Annotated in this window: 16 protein-coding genes and 2 pseudogenes; 8 read left to right on the top strand and 10 right to left on the bottom strand. The window is 64.6% G+C overall.

All coding sequences use genetic code 11. The features are described 5' to 3' along the window. Positions 1-23 precede the first annotated feature (23 nt). The 4 genes from PLD_RS06050 to PLD_RS06065 form a co-directional block, all read right to left on the bottom strand. Positions 24-335, bottom strand: a complete 312-nt coding sequence (locus PLD_RS06050; RefSeq protein WP_177431221.1) for an AzlD domain-containing protein — start codon at positions 333-335, stop codon at positions 24-26. Further along, a complete protein-coding gene (locus PLD_RS06055) occupies positions 335-1,033 on the bottom strand; it encodes an AzlC family ABC transporter permease (RefSeq protein WP_159890781.1) in 699 nt (232 codons plus the stop codon). Before PLD_RS06055 ends, PLD_RS06050 begins: the two co-directional genes overlap by 1 nt. Before the next feature lie 177 nt (positions 1,034-1,210). Beyond that, positions 1,211-2,407 (bottom strand): enoyl-ACP reductase FabV, encoded by a 1,197-nt coding sequence (gene fabV / locus PLD_RS06060; RefSeq protein WP_159890783.1) that lies wholly within the window; start codon positions 2,405-2,407, stop codon positions 1,211-1,213. A 275-nt stretch (positions 2,408-2,682) separates the two neighbouring features. Then, positions 2,683-3,714 carry a lysozyme inhibitor LprI family protein gene (locus PLD_RS06065; RefSeq protein WP_159890785.1) on the bottom strand — a complete coding sequence of 344 codons (1,032 nt, stop codon included), beginning with the start codon at positions 3,712-3,714 and terminating at the stop codon, positions 2,683-2,685. Positions 3,715-3,890: 176 nt separating this feature from the next. Between PLD_RS06065 and PLD_RS06070 the strand changes: the two are divergent. From PLD_RS06070 to PLD_RS06080, 3 genes and pseudogenes are all read left to right on the top strand, one after another. Continuing rightward, a pseudogene (locus tag PLD_RS06070) lies at positions 3,891-4,571 on the top strand (substrate-binding periplasmic protein). Between the two features lie 64 nt (positions 4,572-4,635). Continuing rightward, a complete protein-coding gene (locus tag PLD_RS06075) occupies positions 4,636-4,959 on the top strand; it encodes a hypothetical protein (RefSeq protein ID WP_159890787.1) in 324 nt (107 codons plus the stop codon). A 91-nt stretch (positions 4,960-5,050) separates the two neighbouring features. Then, on the top strand, positions 5,051-5,863 hold the full coding sequence (locus tag PLD_RS06080) for a DeoR/GlpR family DNA-binding transcription regulator (RefSeq protein WP_159890789.1): 813 nt from the start codon (positions 5,051-5,053) through the stop codon (positions 5,861-5,863). A gap of 338 nt (positions 5,864-6,201) precedes the next feature. On the opposite strand, the pseudogene PLD_RS06085 reads toward PLD_RS06080, so the two are convergent. The 6 genes and pseudogenes from PLD_RS06085 to ltnD form a co-directional block, all read right to left on the bottom strand. Beyond that, positions 6,202-7,268, bottom strand: a pseudogene (locus PLD_RS06085) (alpha/beta fold hydrolase). 234 nt (positions 7,269-7,502) lie between these two features. Next, positions 7,503-8,300, bottom strand: a complete 798-nt coding sequence (gene otnI / locus PLD_RS06090; protein WP_159890791.1) for a 2-oxo-tetronate isomerase — start codon at positions 8,298-8,300, stop codon at positions 7,503-7,505. Between the two features lie 21 nt (positions 8,301-8,321). Continuing rightward, positions 8,322-9,785 (bottom strand): SLC13 family permease, encoded by a 1,464-nt coding sequence (locus PLD_RS06095; protein WP_159890793.1) that lies wholly within the window; start codon positions 9,783-9,785, stop codon positions 8,322-8,324. 177 nt (positions 9,786-9,962) lie between these two features. Continuing rightward, complete coding sequence (locus PLD_RS06100; protein WP_159890795.1) at positions 9,963-10,601, bottom strand: aldolase; 639 nt, start codon at positions 10,599-10,601, stop codon at positions 9,963-9,965. Next, positions 10,598-11,890, bottom strand: a complete 1,293-nt coding sequence (gene otnK / locus PLD_RS06105; protein ID WP_159890797.1) for a 3-oxo-tetronate kinase — start codon at positions 11,888-11,890, stop codon at positions 10,598-10,600. Before otnK ends, PLD_RS06100 begins: the two co-directional genes overlap by 4 nt. A 10-nt stretch (positions 11,891-11,900) precedes the next feature. Next, positions 11,901-12,806: an L-threonate dehydrogenase gene (ltnD, locus tag PLD_RS06110; protein ID WP_159890799.1), complete on the bottom strand. Its 906-nt coding sequence runs from the start codon at positions 12,804-12,806 to the stop codon at positions 11,901-11,903. A gap of 561 nt (positions 12,807-13,367) precedes the next feature. Here ltnD and PLD_RS06115 point away from each other — a divergent pair. From PLD_RS06115 to PLD_RS06135, 5 genes are all read left to right on the top strand, one after another. Then, positions 13,368-13,721 carry a hypothetical protein gene (locus PLD_RS06115; protein ID WP_159890801.1) on the top strand — a complete coding sequence of 118 codons (354 nt, stop codon included), beginning with the start codon at positions 13,368-13,370 and terminating at the stop codon, positions 13,719-13,721. Positions 13,722-14,125: 404 nt separating this feature from the next. Then, complete coding sequence (locus tag PLD_RS06120) at positions 14,126-14,416, top strand: hypothetical protein (RefSeq protein ID WP_159890803.1); 291 nt, start codon at positions 14,126-14,128, stop codon at positions 14,414-14,416. 285 nt (positions 14,417-14,701) lie between these two features. Beyond that, entirely contained in the window at positions 14,702-17,413 is a 2,712-nt protein-coding gene (gene mgtA, locus PLD_RS06125) for a magnesium-translocating P-type ATPase (protein ID WP_159890805.1), read from the top strand. A gap of 138 nt (positions 17,414-17,551) precedes the next feature. After that, positions 17,552-17,752 carry a hypothetical protein gene (locus tag PLD_RS06130; RefSeq protein ID WP_159890807.1) on the top strand — a complete coding sequence of 67 codons (201 nt, stop codon included), beginning with the start codon at positions 17,552-17,554 and terminating at the stop codon, positions 17,750-17,752. A 27-nt stretch (positions 17,753-17,779) separates the two neighbouring features. Continuing rightward, positions 17,780-18,804, top strand: a 1,025-nt coding sequence (locus tag PLD_RS06135) for a Na/Pi cotransporter family protein (RefSeq protein ID WP_178116126.1), incomplete at its 3' end; no start/stop codon positions are given.

Below are 18,804 nucleotides of genomic sequence, written 5' to 3' on the forward strand. Positions count from 1 at the left end.
GCACAGGCTACCGCAATCCTGCTTCAGAGCCACCAGCGCAGAAGGAAAAAGAACCCCATGCTCAGCAGCATGCTGAGCAGGGTATTGCGGGTGTAGATCACCAGCACGATGGCCACCAGCGAGCTCAGCAGGTAGGGGTTGTCCCAGTGCAGATTCAACTGGTGGTCGGGCATGAACACGATCGGCCCGCAGATGGCCGTGAGCATGCCCGGCACCGCAAAGCCGAGGAACTGCCGGGCATTGCTGCTCAAGCGCAGCGGCAGGCGCGGTTCGAGAAACACGTAGCGATTGAGAAAGACCAACAGGCCCATGCCGAAGATGACTGCCCAGACCATCATGCTTGCCCCCGATACAGTTTGTTGCAGACAAAACCCGCACTCATCCCCGCCAGGCCCGATAACACAAGGGCCGAGCCCCACTGCCAGTAGCTGAACAGCACCGAGCAGAACAGCGACACCGCGACACAGACCACGGTGGGCACATTGCGCACCAGCGGCGTGATCAGGGCGATGAAGGTGGCGGCGATGGAAAAGTCCAGGCCCAGGTGTTCCAGGCCGGGAATGCTCTTGCCCAGCACGATGCCCAGCAAGGTGAACAGGTTCCAGGCCACGTAGAAGGTCAGGCCCACGCCCAGGGCGTACCAGCGGTCGAACTGCTGCTTGTCGTGGGCGCTGGTCAAGGCGAACAGCTCATCGGTGAGCAGAAAGCCCAGGCCCACTCGCCAGCGCCCGGGCAAGGGCGAGATCACCGAACGCATACTCATGCCGTAGAGCAGGTGCTGGGAGGTCAGCAGCAGCGTGGTCAGGAGGATCGAGAAGATCCCGGCCCCGCCCTTGAGCATGCCGATGGCCACCAGTTGCGCGGCACCGGCGAAGACGATGCTCGACAGCCCCTGGCCCTGCAACGGCGTGAGATTGGCCTCGATGGCCATGGAACCGGCCAGCAGCCCCCAGGGCGCGGTGGCCAGGGACAGCGGCATAATGGCGATGGCACCGCGGATAAACGCGGCACGGGGTAGAAGAACGCTGGACATAACAGCCTGCACACAGATGACGGACGCTGACTGTGCCACCTTGGCAACGCCCCTGGCTTGAACGATCTTGCGCAATTCCCCGCCCTCGCAGGCGCGGGCGCCTATCGGCAATGCACGGCCGGAAACGACAACGCCCCTCACGATGGAGGGGCGCTGCCTGGTGACGCTAGACGCGGATTACAGCTGGATCAGGTTGCTGATCTTCACGTCCGGATCGACGTCGGCTTCGTAGTCGACCCCTTCGATCTCGAAACCGAACAGGCGCAGGAACTCTTGCTTGTAACCGACGAAATCGGTCATCTCGTAGAGGTTCTCGCTCGTGACCTGGTCCCACAGCTGCTTGACCCGATCCTGTACCGCCGGTTGCAGTTCCTTGTAGTCGGCGCGCAGACGGCCTTCCTGGTCGATCACCGGCTCGCTGTTGTACAGGCTGTCCTTGTACAGGCCGTAGACCTGCTCGATGCAACCTTCGTGGCTGCCCTGCTCTTTCATCACCTTGAACAGCAGCGACAGGTACAGCGGCATGATCGGGATCGCCGAGCTGGCCTGGGTGACCACGGCCTTGAGCACCGACACCCGAGCGTCGCCGCCCAGGTCGGCCAGTTGCTGGCGCATGCCGATGACTTTCTGGTCCAGGTCCTTCTTGGCTTCGCCAATGGAACCGTTCCAGTAGATGTCGTGGGTCAGCTTCTCGCCCAGGTAGGTGAAGGCGGTGGTTTTCGCGCCTTCGGCCAGCACGCCGGCGTCATGCAGCGCGTCGATCCACATCTGCCAGTCTTCGCCGCCCATCACTGCCACGGTACCGTCGATCTCTTCCTGGGTCGCCGGCTGCAGGGTGGTTTCCTTGACGATTTCCTTGTCGGTATCGACACCGCGCAGGGTCACGGACTTGCCCAGGGGCTTGAGGGTCGAGCTCAGCACTTCACCGGTCTTGGGGTGGGTGCGGCGCGGGGCGGCCAGGCTGTAGACCACCAGGTCGATCTTGCCCAGGTCGCGCTTGATGGTCTCGATGGTCTCGGCCTTGACCGCATCGGAGAAGGCGTCGCCGTTGATGCTCTTGGCGTACAGGCCCTTTTCTTCGGCGAACTTGTGGAAGGCCGCGGTGTTGTACCAGCCGGCGGTGCCCAGCTTGCCGTCAACGCTGCCGCGCTCGAAGAACACGCCCAGGGTGTTGGCGCCGCAACCAAAGGCGGCGGTGATGCGCGCGGCCAGGCCGTAGCCGGTGGAGGCGCCGAGGACCAGCACGTTCTTCGGCCCTGCGTCGATGGCGCCCTGCTGGGTGACGTAATCGATCTGCTGCTTGACGTTGGCTTCGCAACCCACCGGATGGGTGGTCACACAGATAAAGCCGCGAACGCGGGGTTTGATGATCATTCACAATCTCCCAATTTCAATGTGCCAGGCGCCGGTAACGGCGGCGGCAGTGTCACTTGCTAAGGTCGTAGACGCTCACAATGGCTTCGCGTCACCAACCAATGGAATTTGCCCGGCAGACCGGGGGTTTGCGCCAGTGCCGCGCCCTTCAGGCGGACATCCAGGCGGCCAGGGCCGAGACTCTAGCAGTTGCACCGGCCGGCTGGTGCATCCGCCCGGCGAAATTTCTGCGGCGCCCTTGGCCCATCCTTGCTGGGCCGGGGGCCGCCGCGACCTCAGGGCATCATGTCCAGGGGCAACTGCGTGCCCTGGCCGCGCGCCTCGTACCAGCTCTGTACCACGTCCGGCAGGCGCAGCTTCCACTCCGGCTCGGTGGTGTAGTAGCGCACCCGCACTTCATCCTGGGGCCCCACCAGCGCCAGCAGCGCGACCCACAACTCACCTTTGGCACCGCGCACGAAAATCGCCGCATGGGTATTGGCCAGCCCTCGCAGCCACATTTCAGTGACCTCGGCGCCCTTGAGCTCGGCCGAGGTGTCCTGGGAGAACACCGAGCCGCTGTCGAGCAGCGTCTGGTAGTCCTGTTGCAGCAACTTGCGCGCGCGCTGGTCTTCCTCTTCGGTGCGCACCAGCGCGGTGGACAGCAAATCGTACTGGCTCTCCAGGATTTGCCGGGAGGCCACGTAGAGCCCGTCGTAATACACCCCCAAACCGGCGCCGCAGGCAAAGGCATCGCCCTCCTGGGTCACCTGCAACAGGCCGTTGCGCGGGGTCAAGCGCAGCTTGCAGCCCTTGACGTCGTAGCGGGCTTCGCCGCCCTTGAGCTGCAGCTTGCCCGCGAGCGCACCGGAATGGGCGCCGCCCATGGCCGACAGGTCGAAGCTCAGACGAGCTTCGCCGCTGCGCCGGATCACCAACTCACCGCCATAGAACGGGCTGACCGAAACCCGCTGCCAGGTGCCCTGCCAGTTGAACGGGATATTCACATAGCGCAGCACCATCAACCGGCTCAGGTATTGGCTGCGCAGACAGCCCAGGTCGGCCTGGCACTGGTCGCGCTGCTTGAGCCATTCACGCTGGCCCAGGCGCAGCGCCTTGGGGTCCTTGGCCTCGGCCAGGGTGGCCGTCCAGGCCTTGCCCAGCCGGCTGTCCAGCCCGGCGGTATAGGGGTCGGCGCAGATGGCCCTCTCACTGGCACTGGCGGCCTTGGCGCAGTCGAAACTGCTGGCCTGGGCAGCGGTGGCACAGGCCAGGACAGCGAACAGCAAGCCACTGGCTCGCAGGGGATGAACAAGGGCGGTGAACATGGGCAGATTCCATTCAACAAAGGCCGCGCCAGGATACCTGCAGCACAGCCATCTGCCGACGACAAAATCACCCCTGGCGCGGCCCGCTAAAACACGCTACAGAGCCCGCAGTTTTAGCGCGACAGGCGGCGACCAGTCGTACTCAGCTCTGCGCTTTATTCCCCCAAGGGCACTGCATGAAATGGATGCTGCAGGCACTGTTGCCGCAGTTGAGCCTCACCGCTCAAGCTGGCGAGTTGCGCATGCTGACCGACAACCACCCGCCGCTGCACTTTCAACAGGGCCCGCACATGACCGGCTTCGCTGTGGAAGTGGTGCAAGCCCTGGCGCAACGCAGCGGCGACACGGTGCAGCTGCAGCCGATGCTGCGTGCCCTGCACGACGCCAGTCAGTAGGCCGACACCGCAGCGTTTATCATTCTGCGCACCCGTGAGCGTGAATCGCGCTACCAATGGGTCGGACCGCTGATGCGGAGCGAAACCGCGCTGTACACCCGCAGCAGCCAGGCGCTGCGGATCAGCGACCTGAGCCAGGCCCGGGATCCGATCGCCGTACCGCGCAAGTGGCTGGTCTACAGCCACCTCAAGCCGCAGGGCCTGGACAATCTGCGGGGCGTCGACAGCCTGGAAATCATGATGCGCCTGTTGCAGATCGGCCGCGTACACTACGTGGTCGCCGACACCATGAGCGTCAGTACCTTTGCCAGCAATGTGGGCCTACCCTTCGAACAGTTGCGCTACCAGATGCCGCTGATGCACCAGGACGCCTACATCGCCTTCTCGCCCAAGGTCGATGCGGCCCACGTGGCCTGCTGGCAGCGGGCCCTGGAGGCGATGAAAAACGATGGCAGCCTGTAGCAGCTCAAGCAGCGCTGGCAGATTGATCAGGCCCGATACCATTCGACAGAACAGTGAAGCTCCCATGAATGCCAAGACCCTGGTCGCCAGTTGGATCGCCGAAAAACAGCACTACCTGCACAGCCTCCAAACCACCCCGACGTCCAGCGCCGCTGCACGGCTACGCGACCTGGCGCTGCCCGCCGAGCAGCAGGCCCAGGTGCTGGCACTGCTCGACTGCGCCCTCAGCGACCAGCTCTACACCCTACTGCTGGGCCTGGATGGCGCGGCCAGCGTCGGCGGCCTGCAGCACGATTTTGCCCTGTACAACGAAGCCGGCCAGGCCCTCACCGGCAGCGGTGAACTGGAGGCCGAGGCCTACGCTCAACTGCATGAAGCACAAGCCTGAGCGGCGGGACAAAATCTCCTGCGCCGCCCTGACATTCGCTACTATGGCGTACCGATTTCTGCCTTTGCCGACCCGCCCAACCGGAGCTTCAATGCCTACCCCCAAGGACCTTGCCAGCGACAGCGGCGCGCCGATGATTCCCGAGCAGCGCCGCGAGCAGATCCTGCGCCAGTTGCGCAAGCATCAGGTACTCAGCGTGCATCAGTTGATGGAGATGTTCGACTGCTCGCACATGACCGTGCGCCGCGATATCGCCCTGCTGGAACAGGAAGGCCGCGCCCATTCGGTGACCGGCGGTGTGCGCATCGCCAGCCAATTGCACAGCGAGCCCAGCCATCAGTCCAAGGCAGTGGTGGAACTGCCGCAGAAGCAGGCCATGGCCAAGCTCGCGGCGGGCCTGTTGCACACGGACATGACGGTGTACCTGGACGCCGGCACCAGCACCCTGGAGATCGTGCCCTACATCAAGGCGCTGTCGGGGATGACCGTGATCACCAACGACTTCGGCGTGGCCCAGGCCTTGATGGATGCGCCCCAGGTCACGGTGATCCACACCGGCGGACAGTTGGATCACTCCAACCATTCCTGTGTCGGCGGGCTGGCGGTGGCCACCCTGCGTCAGGTGGTGACGGACATCGCCTTTATTTCCACCAGCTCCTGGGACCTGCGCCGGGGCATCACCACGCCCTCGGCGTTGAAGGTCGAGGTCAAGCAGGTGGCAATGCAATCGGCGACCCAGGCGGTGCTGGTGGCCAGCAGTTCCAAGTACGGCACCTTCGGCATGTACAAGATCGCCGACCTGGAGCAGTTCGACATCATCATCAGCGACGCGGCCCTGGCCCCCGCAGCGGCGGACGGCATTCGCAAGCACGGGGTGGAATTGCTGCTGCCGGCACAATCCTGAGCCAGCGATGGCCCCCAACACCTGCAATCCGTGGCCAGGGCACTTGCTCTCGCTCATTTGCGCAGCAGACGCAATGCCTGATGCCCCTCAATCCCCGAAAGGTTGCGCCGTCCGGGTTTGGGGCGGCGGCGCCACCTGGCATGAGCACGCTCCCTCGCCACAAAGAGTGAACAGCCCTCCCTAGGTTTTGTACGAAAAGCCTTGATACTCGGTGATGCGGCGTGGAAAACGGTCTCGTGCGCGAGTCCGATCGGAAGGCTCATTCAACCCCCGTAAACTCCGCGCCCTCGACCGTTTCGCCCTGCCTGAGCTTCGTCTCAACACTGTTCGTACAGAGCTTAGTGGGCTCTCTCGGTGTCGGCCATGAACTGCCCCAGCTCACGAGCATAGAACCGGGCCATGCCGGTGGTGCCGTGCCCGCGAGTTTCGGCGCTGGCGGGAATCAACAGCAGGCGAGCATCTTTCACTTGCTTGAGCGCCGCTTGCAGGGTGCCGGTTTCCGGCGGATTGCGCTCATCGTCCGCGGCGTTGATCACCAGCACCGGCGCCTGGATCTTGCTCAACCCCGGTGCGGCGTTGTAGTCCGCCGAAGACTGCCACTGGTAAATGAAGTCGTTGGCATCGGCGGTCTGTGGCGCCTCGAGGCGTTCATCCACCAACTGGTCGGCCTGGGCCCGGGTCGGCGCCAGGGCCTGATAGGCCAGGGTGCCGCCGCTGGTGGCAGTGGCGAACAACGCATTGGCCAGACGCAGAGACGGCGGCTGGACCCGGTAATTGCCGTTGTCCCAGGCCGGATCCTGCTTGATCGACTCCACCAGCAGGCGGCGCATCATCCAGTTGCGTGATGCCATCTCGGTGGGCTGGGAGGCCATGGGCACCAAGGCGTCCATCATCTGCGGCCATTTCTGCCCCCAGAGCCAGGTCTGCATGCCGCCCATGGAATTGCCGATGATCAGGCGCAGGTGCTTGACCCCCAGCCCCTCGGTGACTAACCGGTACTGGGCCTGGACCATGTCGTCGTAGTTGTACTGGGGAAACCGCGCGCGCAGGCCATCGGAAGGCTTGCTCGACTGGCCGACGCCAATGCCATCGGTGGCGATGATGTAATACTTGCTCGCGTCCAGAGGTTGCCCCGGGCCGAACAGCTCGCCGCCAAAATCCTTGCTCAGCAGGTCGCTGGCCGGTCGATAGGTGCCGTGCAGGTAGAGGATCGCCGGGTGCTTGGGGTTGCCCAGGGTGATGTAGTGCAGTTTCAGGTTGGCCAACTGTTCGCCGTTGTGAAAGGTGAATTGCGGGGCAACCCAATCACCCTCGGTGGCCGGCGGCAAGCTCGCGCGGCGGCCAGGGACATACCGCCCAGGGACAAAATCAGCCCGAGTACGGCCCTGCAAGCAAGACGCTGCATGGAAAAACTCCTGTGTTTATCGCTACGAATCATCGCAAGCCGTTCGTGGCCTTCGTACCCTCTGTAGCCGCTGCCGCAGGCTGCGCAAGGCACCTCAGGGGCCTCGGCGGCCGGGGAATCGCGGCGAGCCTGCGGCTCGTTCGCAGCCTTCGGCAGCGGCTACATAAAGCGAGGCCCGCAGGGCCTTGCGCGACGTTCGCCAGATACCTTTTCCTGCGCAACCTGCAGTAGCGGCTACACCGCCGAGCCTTGGCGCGCCTGCCAGTCGCGCAGCCATTGCAGGCCGGCGGAGGTGTCGCCACGGGGACGGTATTCGCAACCGACCCAGCCGTCATAGCCAAGCTCGTCCATCAACTGGAACAGGTAGGGATAATTCAGCTCGCCAAGATCCGGCTCGTGACGATCCGGCACTCCGGCGATCTGGATATGGCCGATGCCCGCCAGGTCCCGACGCAGCTTCACCGCCAGGTCGCCTTCGACGATCTGGCAGTGGTAGCAGTCGAACTGCACCTTGAGGTTAGCCGCGCCGACTTCCTGGCAGATGGCCTGGGCCTGGTCCTGGCGATTGAGGAAGAACCCTGGCATGTCCCGGGTGTTGATCGGCTCCAGCAACACCGTGATCCCAGCCTTGGCCGCCTGGGCCGTGGCGTGGGCCAGGTTTTCCAGGTACACGCCGTGATGCCGGGCGCGGTCGCTTTCCGACGGCAACAGACCGGCCATCACGTGAATCCGTGAATTGCCCAGCACCGCGGCATATTCCAGGGCCTTATCGAAGCCCTGGCGGAACTCCTGCTCGCGTCCCGGCAGGGAGACGATGCCGCGCTCCCCCGCCGCCCAGTCACCGGGCGGCGCGTTGAACAGCGCCTGCTGCAGGCCGTGGTCGTCCAGGTGCTGCTTGAGCACCTGGGGGCTGTAGTCGTAGGGAAACAGGTACTCCACGGCCGTGAAGCCGTCTGCCGCTGCAGCGGCGAAACGTTCAAGAAAGACCTGTTCCGGGTAGAGCATGCTGAGGTTGGCAGCAAAACGAGGCATGGGAACTCCTAAGGCAAAGGGTCAGACAAACGGCCAGATCAGCAGGGTAATACAGAACCCCAAGGTGCCGAGCAAGGTGGTGATCAGGGTCCAGGTGCGCAGGCCATCGGCAACGTTGAGCCCGGCCAGCTTGGTGAAGATCCAGTACCCGGCGTCGTTGATGTGGGACATGGCCAGCCCGCCACCGCCCATGGCCAGGCACAGCAGGGCCATGTGGTTGGGGCTCAGGTCGAGGGTGGCAATCAGCGGTGCGATGATGCCCGCCGTGGTCACCAGGGCCACGGTGGTGGAACCCTGCACGGCGCGCAGCAACATGGTCAGCAGAAAGCCCAGGGCCAGGACCGGCAGGCCGGTGGTGCGCAGCATGTCGGAGACCACCGCGCCGATCCCGGTGTCCACCAGGACCTTGCCGAACACCCCGCCGGCCCCGGCGATCAGGATCACCATGGCCACCCCGGGCAGCGCCGAGCCGATCACATCGGACACCTGGCTGCGACTCCAGCCACGGCGCGAGCCCAGCAGCCAGGCACAGAGCAAGGTGTCCAGCAGCAGCGCTACCAGCGGTGCCCCCAGCACGGTCAACACGCCGCGCAGGGTGGATTCCACCGGCAGCAACGAGGTAGCCAGGGTGCCCAGCAGGATCAGCACGATGGGCAGCAGGATCAGGCCGACGATCAGGCCGAAACCCGGTGGCGGCGCCGGCGGCAGTTTCGCCGCCAGAGCGCCGGTGGATTCCTCCAGGCCCATGTGGGCCACGGCGGCCACGGCCTGGGGGCTGGCCGGTTGTTCGGCACCGTTGTTCCAGGCCGCCAGGTCTTCGTTGGTGACATGCGGGCCATAGACTTCGGCGCGGATATCGTCGGTCATCGAGTAATTGCGCCGGGTCATACGCCCGGCCATGCGGTAGCCGACGTAGCACAGCAGCGCGGTCAGCGGCAGGCCGAACATCAGCACCCGGCCCAGATCCGCTCCCAGCTGGCTGGCCGCCGCCACCGCGCCCGGATGGGGCGGCAGGAAGGCGTGCACGGTGAGCAACGCGGCGCACATCGGCAAGGCGAACACCAGCAGCGGCTTGCGCGCACTGCGGGCCACGCCGTAGGCCAGCGGCATGAGAATGATCACCCCGACCTCGAAGAACACCGGCACGCCGATGATGAAGCCGGCGATGGTCAGGGCCAGGGGCGTGCGCCGGTTACCGAAGCGCTCGATCAAGGTCTTGGCCAGGGCCTCGGCGCCCCCGGACAGCTCGATGATGCGGCCGATCATCGCGCCCAAGGCGATGATGATGGCGATGTGGCCCAGGGTCTTGCCCATGCCACCTTCGATGGTGGCCACCAGATCAGCGGGTTTCACCCCGGCCACCAGCGCCACCAGGATGCTCACCAGCATCAGCGCGACAAAGGGCTGGAACTTGTACTTGAGCACCAAAAACAGCAGCAGGGCGATACCGGCCCCGGCGGTGATCATCAGAATCAGCGGGCTCATTGGGCAAGCCCTCCACCCAGTGGCTGGCAGGAGACGCTGGAACCCGTAAAGCCAATGCAGTCATTCATCTCGGGAAGTCCTGTTGTTATTGTTTTTAACGGCAAGCCGCTCCCCACGGGAGTCCTATCAAGGCTCCCGGGGACAGGCTTGCATCAAGCGTTGGTAGTTGTGCTGCGTTTACCAGGCGGCGCCGAAAACGTCCCGCAGTTCATCCAGCGCGGTCTGATCCAGAGGCGCCGGGCGCGGCTGGGTGAGCAACCACAGGCGCGCGGTTTCCTCCAGTTCCTCCAGCGCATAGCTGGCCTTGGACACGCTGCTTTCCCAGATCACCGGCCCCAGGCGTTCAAGCATCACCCCGCGCACCCGGTTGGCCAGTTGCGCCACCTGCTCGGCGACCTTGGGCGACCCCGGACGCTGGTAGCCGATCAGTGGAATGTGCCCGACCTTCATCACCTGGTACGGGGTCAGCGGCGGCAGGATGTCGTCGTCGCGCCAGACCCCGGCCAGGGTCAGTGCCAGCAGGTGGGTGGAATGGGTGTGCACCACCCCGCCCACGCCCGGATTGCGGTCATACACCTGACGATGCAGGGCCAGGGTCTTGGACGGTTTGTCGCCGCTGACCCACTCCCCCGCCAGGTTGACCTTGGCGATGGCCGCCGGATCGAGGCGCCCGAGGCAGACATCGGTGGGGGTGATCAGCCAGCCATCGTCGAGCCGCGCGCTGATATTGCCGGCGCTGCCCACGGTGTAGCCGCGCTGATACAGGCTGCGGCCAACGTCGCAGATTTCTTCGCGCTGGGCGTTTTCGCGGCTCATGGCCGACCTCCGGCCAGTTGGCGCAAGGCCTTGCTGAAAAAGTCGCGACCGCCGAAGTTGCCGGATTTCAAGGCCAGGGCCAGGGGCTCGCCGCCGCTGCTGACCGTGGCCGGCACCCCGGGGTCGATCTGTGCACCGATCTGCAGCAAGCGTACGCCCAGGGCCTTGACCACCGCTCCGGAGGTTTCGCCGCCGGCCACCACAAAACGCCGCACGCCGTTATCCCGCAGGCCCCGGGCGATCTCGCCGAGGGCGTTCTCCACCAGGGCCCCGGCGCGCTCGGCGCCCAATTGCCGCTGCACCGCCTTGACCTGCTCGGGAGTGCTGGTGGCGTAGATCAGCACGCTGTCCTGCTGCGCCTGGACAAAGGCCAGGGCCTGGGCCACCACCGGCTCACCGGCCGCCAGGACCAGGGGATCAAGGCGCCAGGCCGGGCGCTCGGCTTCCAGCCAGGCGTCGACCTGGGCATTGGTGGCCGCCGAGGCACTGCCGGCCAGCACCACCTCGCCACCGGCCACCGACGGCAGGCTCGCGGCGTCCAGGTCCCGCAACTTGCCGGCGCGGCGGAAGTTCTCCGGCAGGCCCAGGGCCAGCCCGGAACCGCCGGTCAACAGCGGCAGGTCGGCGCAGGCCGCGCCGAGGGTATAGAGGTCGGCATCGGACAGCGCATCGGCAATCGCCATGGCGACGCCCTTGTGCCGCAGTTCGGCGATCTTCGCCCGCACCGCGTCCACCCCCTGGGCCACGCTGTCGTAACGCAGCAGGCCCACCGGCAGCACAGTCTGCGCCTGCAGCACCCGCACCAGGTTGGCGTCGGTCATCGGCGTCAGCGGGTGATGCTGCATGCCCGACTCGTTGAGCAACTGGTCCTGGACAAACAGATGGCCACGGAAAATCGTCCGACCGTTCTCCGGGAACGCCGGGCAAGCGAGGGTGAAATTGCAGCCCAGGGCCTTGAGCAAGGCCTCGCTGACCTGACCGATATTGCCCGCCGCGGTGGAGTCGAAGGTCGAGCAGTACTTGAAGAAGATCTGTTCGCAGCCTTGCTCGCGCAGCCATTGCAGGGCCGCCAGGGATTCGGCCACCGCCTCGCCCACCGGCGTGGTGCGGGATTTCAGGGCAATCACCACGGCGTCGGCATCCAGGTCGGCGGCTACTTCGGCGCAGGGAATGCCAATGCTCTGCACCGTGCGCATGCCGCCGCGCACCAGCATGTTGGCCAGGTCGGTGGCACCGGTGAAGTCATCGGCGATGCAACCCAGCAACGGGCGTGGAGTGGAAGTCGTCATCACAGGCTCCTCAAACGGCATCAGGCTTGGCCACGGGCAGTTCGATGCCCGGGAATATCTTGATCACCGCCGAGTCGTCCTCGCGACCGAAACCGGCGCTGGAGGCCTGCATGAACATCTGGTGCGCGGTGGCCGACAGCGGCAGGGGGAATTTGCTGGCGCGGGCGGTATCCAGCACCAGGCCCAGGTCCTTGACGAAGATGTCCACGGCGGACAAGGGCGTGTAGTCGGCCTTGAGGATGTGCGGCACGCGGTTCTCGAACATCCACGAGTTGCCGGCGCTGTGGGTGATCACCTCGTACAGGGCGTCGGCGTCCACCCCTTCGCGCAGGCCCAGGGCCATGGCTTCGGCGGAGGCGGCAATGTGCACCCCGGCCAGCAACTGGTTGATGATCTTGACCTTGGAGCCCAGGCCATGGGCATCCCCCAGGCGATAGACCTTGCCGGCCATGCCGGCGAGGATCGCCTCGGCCTTGGTATAAGCGGCCGCCGGGCCGGAGGTCATCATGGTCATCTCGCCGGCGGCGGCCTTCGCCGCGCCCCCGGAGATCGGCGCATCCAGGTACAAAAGGCCCAGGGCCTCCAGGCGCTGGCCCAGGTCCACGGCGTAGGTCGGGGCCACGGTGGCGCAACCGATCACCAGGCTGCCGGGGCGCAATGCCGCCACCGCCCCGCCTTCGCCAAACAGCACGTTTTCGGTCTGCTCGGCGTTGACCACCACGGTGATGATCACCTCGCACTGCTCCGCCAACTGCGCCGCCGAAGCGCAGGCCACGCCTCCTTCAGCAGCGAACTGCTGGGTGACCGCGGCGCGCACATCACAGGCATGCACCTTGAAACCGCTGCGCAGCAACGACCGGGCGATGCCCAGGCCCATGGCGCCAAGACCGATGACGCCGACATTGTTGTTATTCATGGGGGACTCCAGTGGTAGATCTGGGCTGCACCGTGCCAGGCAGGCGCCGGGCAAGAACCGGGCAGGACAGGACGTAGCGCACGCCAGGCCCACCTGAGACAAAAGAACTGACGGCAACAGCCACGGCACCGCAGGCAAAGGCCGAGGCCGAGGCACGGATGACACCTGGTGCAGGCGCGGTGGTAGGTAGGCGTGAATCGATCATCGTGGCCATCCTGTTGCAGGTGTTATCAGGTTGAGCGTTGACTGTGAATGATCATCCACCAATGAACGGATTATGTGAAGCTGTTTTTCAATCTAACATTTTTTAACATCACTTCACCGACGCTCCGCCTCCCCTGGCCACCACTGGTCGGATCGTCGCGGTTCGCACCGACGCGCACTGCTACAAACTTTCACAGCCCTGATCTGGATCAGCATTGCCCGCATCGTCCAGGCCGAGGCTGAGGACCTGAGGGGTACTGACTGGCGGTAGCACCCTTCATCGCAACCCCGTTGACGCCCCCGATGACGAGGGGCCCAATGGCCCATCTGGTTATGCTTGGATAAGGATGATTCAACATGGCAAAGATCGAAGTTCTATCGGGTGATTTTCTGCAAGGCGCCGGCGAATACCGACACGGCACCCTCAGACTCAAAACGGTATTCAACAACGCCGGGGTCGACATCAAGGCATCGGCGTTCAAGTCGCTGGAGATCGCCACTGAAAGCCCCGTCGCCAACAAGGACGCCTTCGGTTATGGCGTGGCCGGAGCCATGTTGTTGGGTCCGGTGGGCGCGATCGCCGGGTACCTGATGGCGGGCACGGAAAATGAAGTGACCTTCATTGGCACCCTCAAAGATGGGCGGCGACTGATGGCCGCCACCGACAGCGCAACTTACAAGGATATATCCCAGCACTTGCTGAACAGATAATCCGCGACGTTATATTCAGTGCCCATGACACATCCCTGCCATGGGCACTTTAGGTTATACCCCTTGTACAGCTGTAACTTCACACAACTGCGCACTTCCCTTTCTAGCTGAACCTGAGCTGAAGTTCCTGTCGAGTCATTGATTAACCGGCAATTTAACCTTGACGCAAGCAACCCGCCTTAAGTAAATTGCGCGGGCCGAGAAAACCGGCCTTTTTTTTCAACTCATTAAAGAAGCCAATGGACACAGTATCTAGACGCTGTCTGGTCGCTGCCGCCGCGCAGAGCCAGGCACTTAACCCTATAAATGACGGGACTCGACTCCGCTCGGGTAAGCTGCGCTAGGGCTTGACGCTCCAACGTAACTTGCCTCCCCGGAACCCGTCCGGTCGCGAGGCACAAGTTATGCACTTCACATCTTCTGTAATGCCCGGCGTACGCGCCTTTGCCGCCACCATGCGGGTCAAGCTGTGCCGTGAGCCCAAAGCTCTGGCACGCTCGCCGTTCTCCTCATCCTCACCTTGCGCCGCCAGCGCCCTGCGGGCCAATTGGCGCGTCTGCCCGATGACCGGCCAGCTGCAACAACGCTGGAGCCTGGACGACAGCCAGGACCCGCAGAGTCGGGGCGCGGCCCTGCTCTTGCAGCAGGCCGGACTGATCTTCGGCCTGTACCTCGGGGCGCGCACTTACCCATAAATCAACGGTCACTTTCCGTTGTTTTCACTCAAACTTCTTAATTGGAAGTTTGACGGTGCCTTATTGCCTTCTCGTTAATAAAATTTGCTGGAGAAAGTTATGGAAGAGGCCAGTAGTAGGTTCGCTGCCCATTCAACTTCATTGTTTGGACAGCGAACATTAAAACCTGAAAAACGCCAAGATCCGTATCGATCGCCAACCTGCGGCTCGACATACTTTCGCTCGTCTTTAATTAGTTGAGTGGTCGCTGTGTCGTGCCGTAGTCAGGCGGCAGGAGCACACGCAATGACTGTAAAAACCACAACTTCCCGCAACACCAGCGCCACCCGCGACAGCAACAAACTGTCGATGCGTGCCGCCCGTGAAGCCCAGAACGGCCTGGCCGTAACCCTGGCCAACGTCAACTCCAGCACCGCTGGCCTGACTGAACTGGACGCCGAAGGCCGCCTGCAACGGGATGGCCACAACGAAGTCGCCCACGACCGTCCGCCCCACGCCCTGGTGCAATTGCTGCAAGCCTTCAACAACCCCTTCATCTATGTGCTGATGACCCTGACCGGTATCAGTTTCTTCACCGACTTCTGGCTGCCGCTGCAAGCCGGCGAAGAAACTGATCTGACCGGCGTGATCATCGTCCTGGTGATGGTGCTGACCAGCGGCCTGATGCGCTTCTGGCAGGAACACCGCTCGGCCAAGGCCGCCGAGGCCCTCAAGGCCATGGTCCGCACCACTGCCGCGGTGCTACGCCGCGAGCAGATGGGCATGCAGGCCCGGGTGCGCGAAGTACCGATGCGCGAACTGGTGGTGGGCGACATCATCCAGCTGTCGGCCGGCGACATGATCCCGGCGGATATCCGCCTGATCGAATCCCGTGACCTGTTCATCAGCCAGGCGGTGCTCACCGGCGAAGCCTTGCCGGTGGAGAAGTACGACACCCTGGGGGCCGTGCAGGAAAAATCCGCCAAGGCAGTGGCTGCCGATCAGCAAGACCTGCTGGACCTGCCCAACATCTGCTTCATGGGCACCAACGTGGTCAGCGGCACCGCCACCGCGGTGGTGGTGGCCACCGGCGGGCGCACCTACTTCGGTTCCCTGGCCCGTTCCATCGTCGGCTCGCGCTCCCAGACCGCCTTCGACCGTGGGGTCAATAGCGTCAGCTGGCTGCTGATCCGCTTCATGCTGGTGATGGTGCCCATCGTCCTGCTGATCAACGGCTTCGCCAAGGGCGACTGGGCCGAAGCCTTCATGTTCGCCCTGGCGGTGGCCGTCGGCCTGACCCCGGAAATGCTGCCGATGATCGTCAGCGCCAACCTGGCCAAGGGCGCCGCGGCCATGGCCAAGCGCAAGGTGGTGGTCAAGCGCCTCAACGCGATCCAGAACTTCGGCGCCATGGACGTGCTCTGCACCGACAAGACCGGCACCCTGACCCAGGACCGGATCATCCTCGAACACCACGTCGACATCAGCGGCAGCCGCTGCGACGCGGTGCTGCAACTGGCGTGGCTCAACAGCCACCACCAGAGCGGCATGAAGAACCTGATGGACCGCGCCGTGGTCAGCTTCGCCGAGGGCAACCCGCACTTCACCCCGCCGGCCGCCTGGCGCAAGGTCGATGAACTCCCCTTCGACTTCGTCCGTCGGCGTCTGTCGGTGATCCTCGCCGATGGCCGCGGCGACCACCTGCTGGTGTGCAAGGGCGCGGTGGAAGAAATGCTGGAAAGCGCCACCCGGGTACGCCAGGACGGACTGGCCGTGAGCCTCGACGCCGAGCGCCGCGCCGCCCTGTTACAACTGGCCGAGGACTACAACCGCGACGGCTTCCGCGTGCTGCTGGTGGGCACCCGGGACCTGCCCAAGGGCCAGACCCGCAGCCAGTACAGCGCCAACGATGAGCGCGAGCTGGTGATCGAAGGCTTCCTGACCTTCCTCGATCCGCCCAAGGAAAGCGCCGGGCCGGCCATCGCCGCCCTGCGTGACAACGGCGTCACGGTGAAAGTACTGACCGGCGACAACCCCATCGTCACCGCCAAGATCTGCCGCGAAGTCGGCCTGGAAGCGGGCGAACCGCTGCTGGGGCGCGACATCGAGCACATGGATGACCAGGTGCTCGCGCGCCTGGTGGAAGAACGCACGGTGTTCGCCAAGCTCACCCCGCTGCAGAAGTCCCGGGTGCTCAAGGCTCTGCAAGCCAACGGCCACACCGTGGGCTTTCTCGGCGACGGCATCAACGACGCCCCGGCCCTGCGCGATGCCGACGTCGGCATCTCGGTAGACAGCGGCACCGACATCGCCAAGGAATCGGCGGACATCATCCTTCTGGAAAAGAGCCTGATGGTGCTGGAGGAAGGGGTGATCAAGGGTCGCGAGACCTTCGGCAACATCATGAAGTACCTGAACATGACCGCCAGCTCCAACTTCGGCAACGTGTTCTCGGTGCTGGTGGCCAGTGCCTTCATCCCCTTCCTGCCGATGCTGGCGATCCACCTGCTGCTGCAGAACCTGATGTACGACTTCTCCCAACTGGCGCTGCCGTGGGACAAGATGGACAAGGAATACCTGGCCAAGCCACGCAAGTGGGACGCCAAGAACATCGGGCGCTTCATGCTGTGGATCGGGCCGACCTCGTCGATCTTCGACATCACCACCTTCGCCCTGATGTGGTACGTGTTCGCCGCCAACAGCGTGGAAATGGCCGCCCTGTTCCAGTCCGGCTGGTTCATCGAAGGCCTGCTCTCGCAGACCCTGGTGGTGCACATGCTGCGCACCCGCAAGATCCCGTTCATCCAGAGCACCGCCGCCTTGCCGGTCATGCTGGCCACGGGGCTGGTGATGGCGCTGGGGATCTACGTGCCCTTCTCGCCCCTGGGCAGCATGGTCGGCCTGGTGCCGCTGCCGTGGGAATACTTCCCGTGGCTGGTGGGCACCCTGCTCGCCTACTGCGTGGTCGCCCAGACCATGAAGACCCTGTACATCCGCCGCTTCAAGCAGTGGTTCTAAGGGCCTGGTTCTAAGGGCGTGAGCCCGGCGCGGCCGCCCTCGGACGGCCGCGCCCGATACACCTGACCAACGATGCCACCGTCGGCGCGGCCAGCGCCCTGCCGACGGCGACGCTGTTCGCCCGAAAGGAGCATCGCCATGTATCTCAAGCCTTTTTCCATGTTGCAACGCGGCCTCCAGGCCCTGCTGGTCTGCAGCCTGTGCACCTGCGCTCGCCTGCTCACCCGCATGAGCATCCGGCTGTATGTCCGCGGCCTGCTGAGCGTCGTTGAAATTCGTTTTTTGCTGGGTTTCAGCGCCGCCCTCACCCGCGCCTCGCTGCGCGTGGCGATCGCCTGAACCTGTCACCGACCCGGGAGCACACTCATGTCGGGCACCACTCTTCTGATCAACCTGGCCGGGGCCATCGCCCTGCTGCTCTGGGGGTCGCAGATGATCTGCGGCTCACTCCTGCGCGGCTTCGGCAGCCCGCTGCGGCACTGGCTCGGGCAACACCTGAACAACCGCTGGCTGGCGCTGCTGTGCGGCGTCGGCATCACCGGCGTGCTGCAAAGCAGCACCGCGGTGAGCCTGATGGCCAGCTCCTTTACCGCCGCCGGCACCCTGGGCCTGGCCCCCGCCCTAGCGGTGATGCTGGGGGCCAACATCGGCTCGACCCTGGTGGTCCAGCTGCTCAGCCTCGACCTCTCACTGGCGGCGCCAGTGGCGCTACTGGTGGGTTTCTTGACCTTGCGCCTACGGGACGACTCGCGCTTTGAAAGCATCGGCTGCGCGCTGATCGGCCTGGGCCTGATGCTGCTGGCCCTGGGCCTGCTCGGCGCCACCCTGGGCGCGGTGGAAAGCACCCCGGTGTTCCAGCTGGTGATGACCAGCCTCGACGGCGACCTGTTGCTGGCGCTGCTGGTGGCCATGCTGCTGACCTGGATGTGCCACTCCAGCGTCGCGGTGGTGCTGCTGATCGCCTCCCTGGCCGGCACCGGCCTGCTGTCGCCAGCCACCAGCATGGCCCTGGTGCTGGGGGTCAACCTGGGCGGCACCCTGCCGTCCCTGCTCGGCGCCAGCGACAACCTGGCCCGGCGCCTGCCCCTGGGCAACCTGCTGGTGCGCCTGGTGGGCGTGGTCCTGGTGCTGCCCTGGATCGCCGCCCTGGCCCGCCTGGACACAGTGCAGGCCCTGCCACCGGAGTTGCTGGTGGTCTACCTGCACAGCGCCTTCAGCCTGATCCTGGGCCTGCTGTTCATTGGCGTCACCGAGCCCCTGGGCAAGCTGCTGATCCGTCTGCTGCCGACTCCCGCCCCGGTCACCGATCCGGGCATGCCGCTGTACCTGGACCAGGCCGGCCTGGAAGTGACCAATATCGGCCTGGCCAACGCCGCCCGCGAAGCCCTGCG

Source organism: Pseudomonas sp. LD120 (assembly GCF_009861525.1).
In the GTDB taxonomy this organism is placed as follows: Bacteria; Pseudomonadota; Gammaproteobacteria; order Pseudomonadales; family Pseudomonadaceae; genus Aquipseudomonas.

Bases quoted from the DNA above. Each gene is read 5' to 3' on its own strand.
- PLD_RS06050 (WP_177431221.1), bottom strand. From the start codon at position 335: ATGGTCTGGGCAGTCATCTTCGGCATGGGCCTGTTGGTCTTTCTCAAT.
- PLD_RS06055 (WP_159890781.1), bottom strand. From the start codon at position 1,033: ATGTCCAGCGTTCTTCTACCCCGTGCCGCGTTTATCCGCGGTGCCATC.
- fabV (WP_159890783.1), bottom strand. From the start codon at position 2,407: ATGATCATCAAACCCCGCGTTCGCGGCTTTATCTGTGTGACCACCCAT.
- PLD_RS06065 (WP_159890785.1), bottom strand. From the start codon at position 3,714: ATGTTCACCGCCCTTGTTCATCCCCTGCGAGCCAGTGGCTTGCTGTTC.
- PLD_RS06075 (WP_159890787.1), top strand. From the start codon at position 4,636: ATGAATGCCAAGACCCTGGTCGCCAGTTGGATCGCCGAAAAACAGCAC.
- PLD_RS06080 (WP_159890789.1), top strand. From the start codon at position 5,051: ATGCCTACCCCCAAGGACCTTGCCAGCGACAGCGGCGCGCCGATGATT.
- otnI (WP_159890791.1), bottom strand. From the start codon at position 8,300: ATGCCTCGTTTTGCTGCCAACCTCAGCATGCTCTACCCGGAACAGGTC.
- PLD_RS06095 (WP_159890793.1), bottom strand. From the start codon at position 9,785: ATGAGCCCGCTGATTCTGATGATCACCGCCGGGGCCGGTATCGCCCTG.
- PLD_RS06100 (WP_159890795.1), bottom strand. From the start codon at position 10,601: ATGAGCCGCGAAAACGCCCAGCGCGAAGAAATCTGCGACGTTGGCCGC.
- otnK (WP_159890797.1), bottom strand. From the start codon at position 11,890: ATGACGACTTCCACTCCACGCCCGTTGCTGGGTTGCATCGCCGATGAC.
- ltnD (WP_159890799.1), bottom strand. From the start codon at position 12,806: ATGAATAACAACAATGTCGGCGTCATCGGTCTTGGCGCCATGGGCCTG.
- PLD_RS06115 (WP_159890801.1), top strand. From the start codon at position 13,368: ATGGCAAAGATCGAAGTTCTATCGGGTGATTTTCTGCAAGGCGCCGGC.
- PLD_RS06120 (WP_159890803.1), top strand. From the start codon at position 14,126: ATGCACTTCACATCTTCTGTAATGCCCGGCGTACGCGCCTTTGCCGCC.
- mgtA (WP_159890805.1), top strand. From the start codon at position 14,702: ATGACTGTAAAAACCACAACTTCCCGCAACACCAGCGCCACCCGCGAC.
- PLD_RS06130 (WP_159890807.1), top strand. From the start codon at position 17,552: ATGTATCTCAAGCCTTTTTCCATGTTGCAACGCGGCCTCCAGGCCCTG.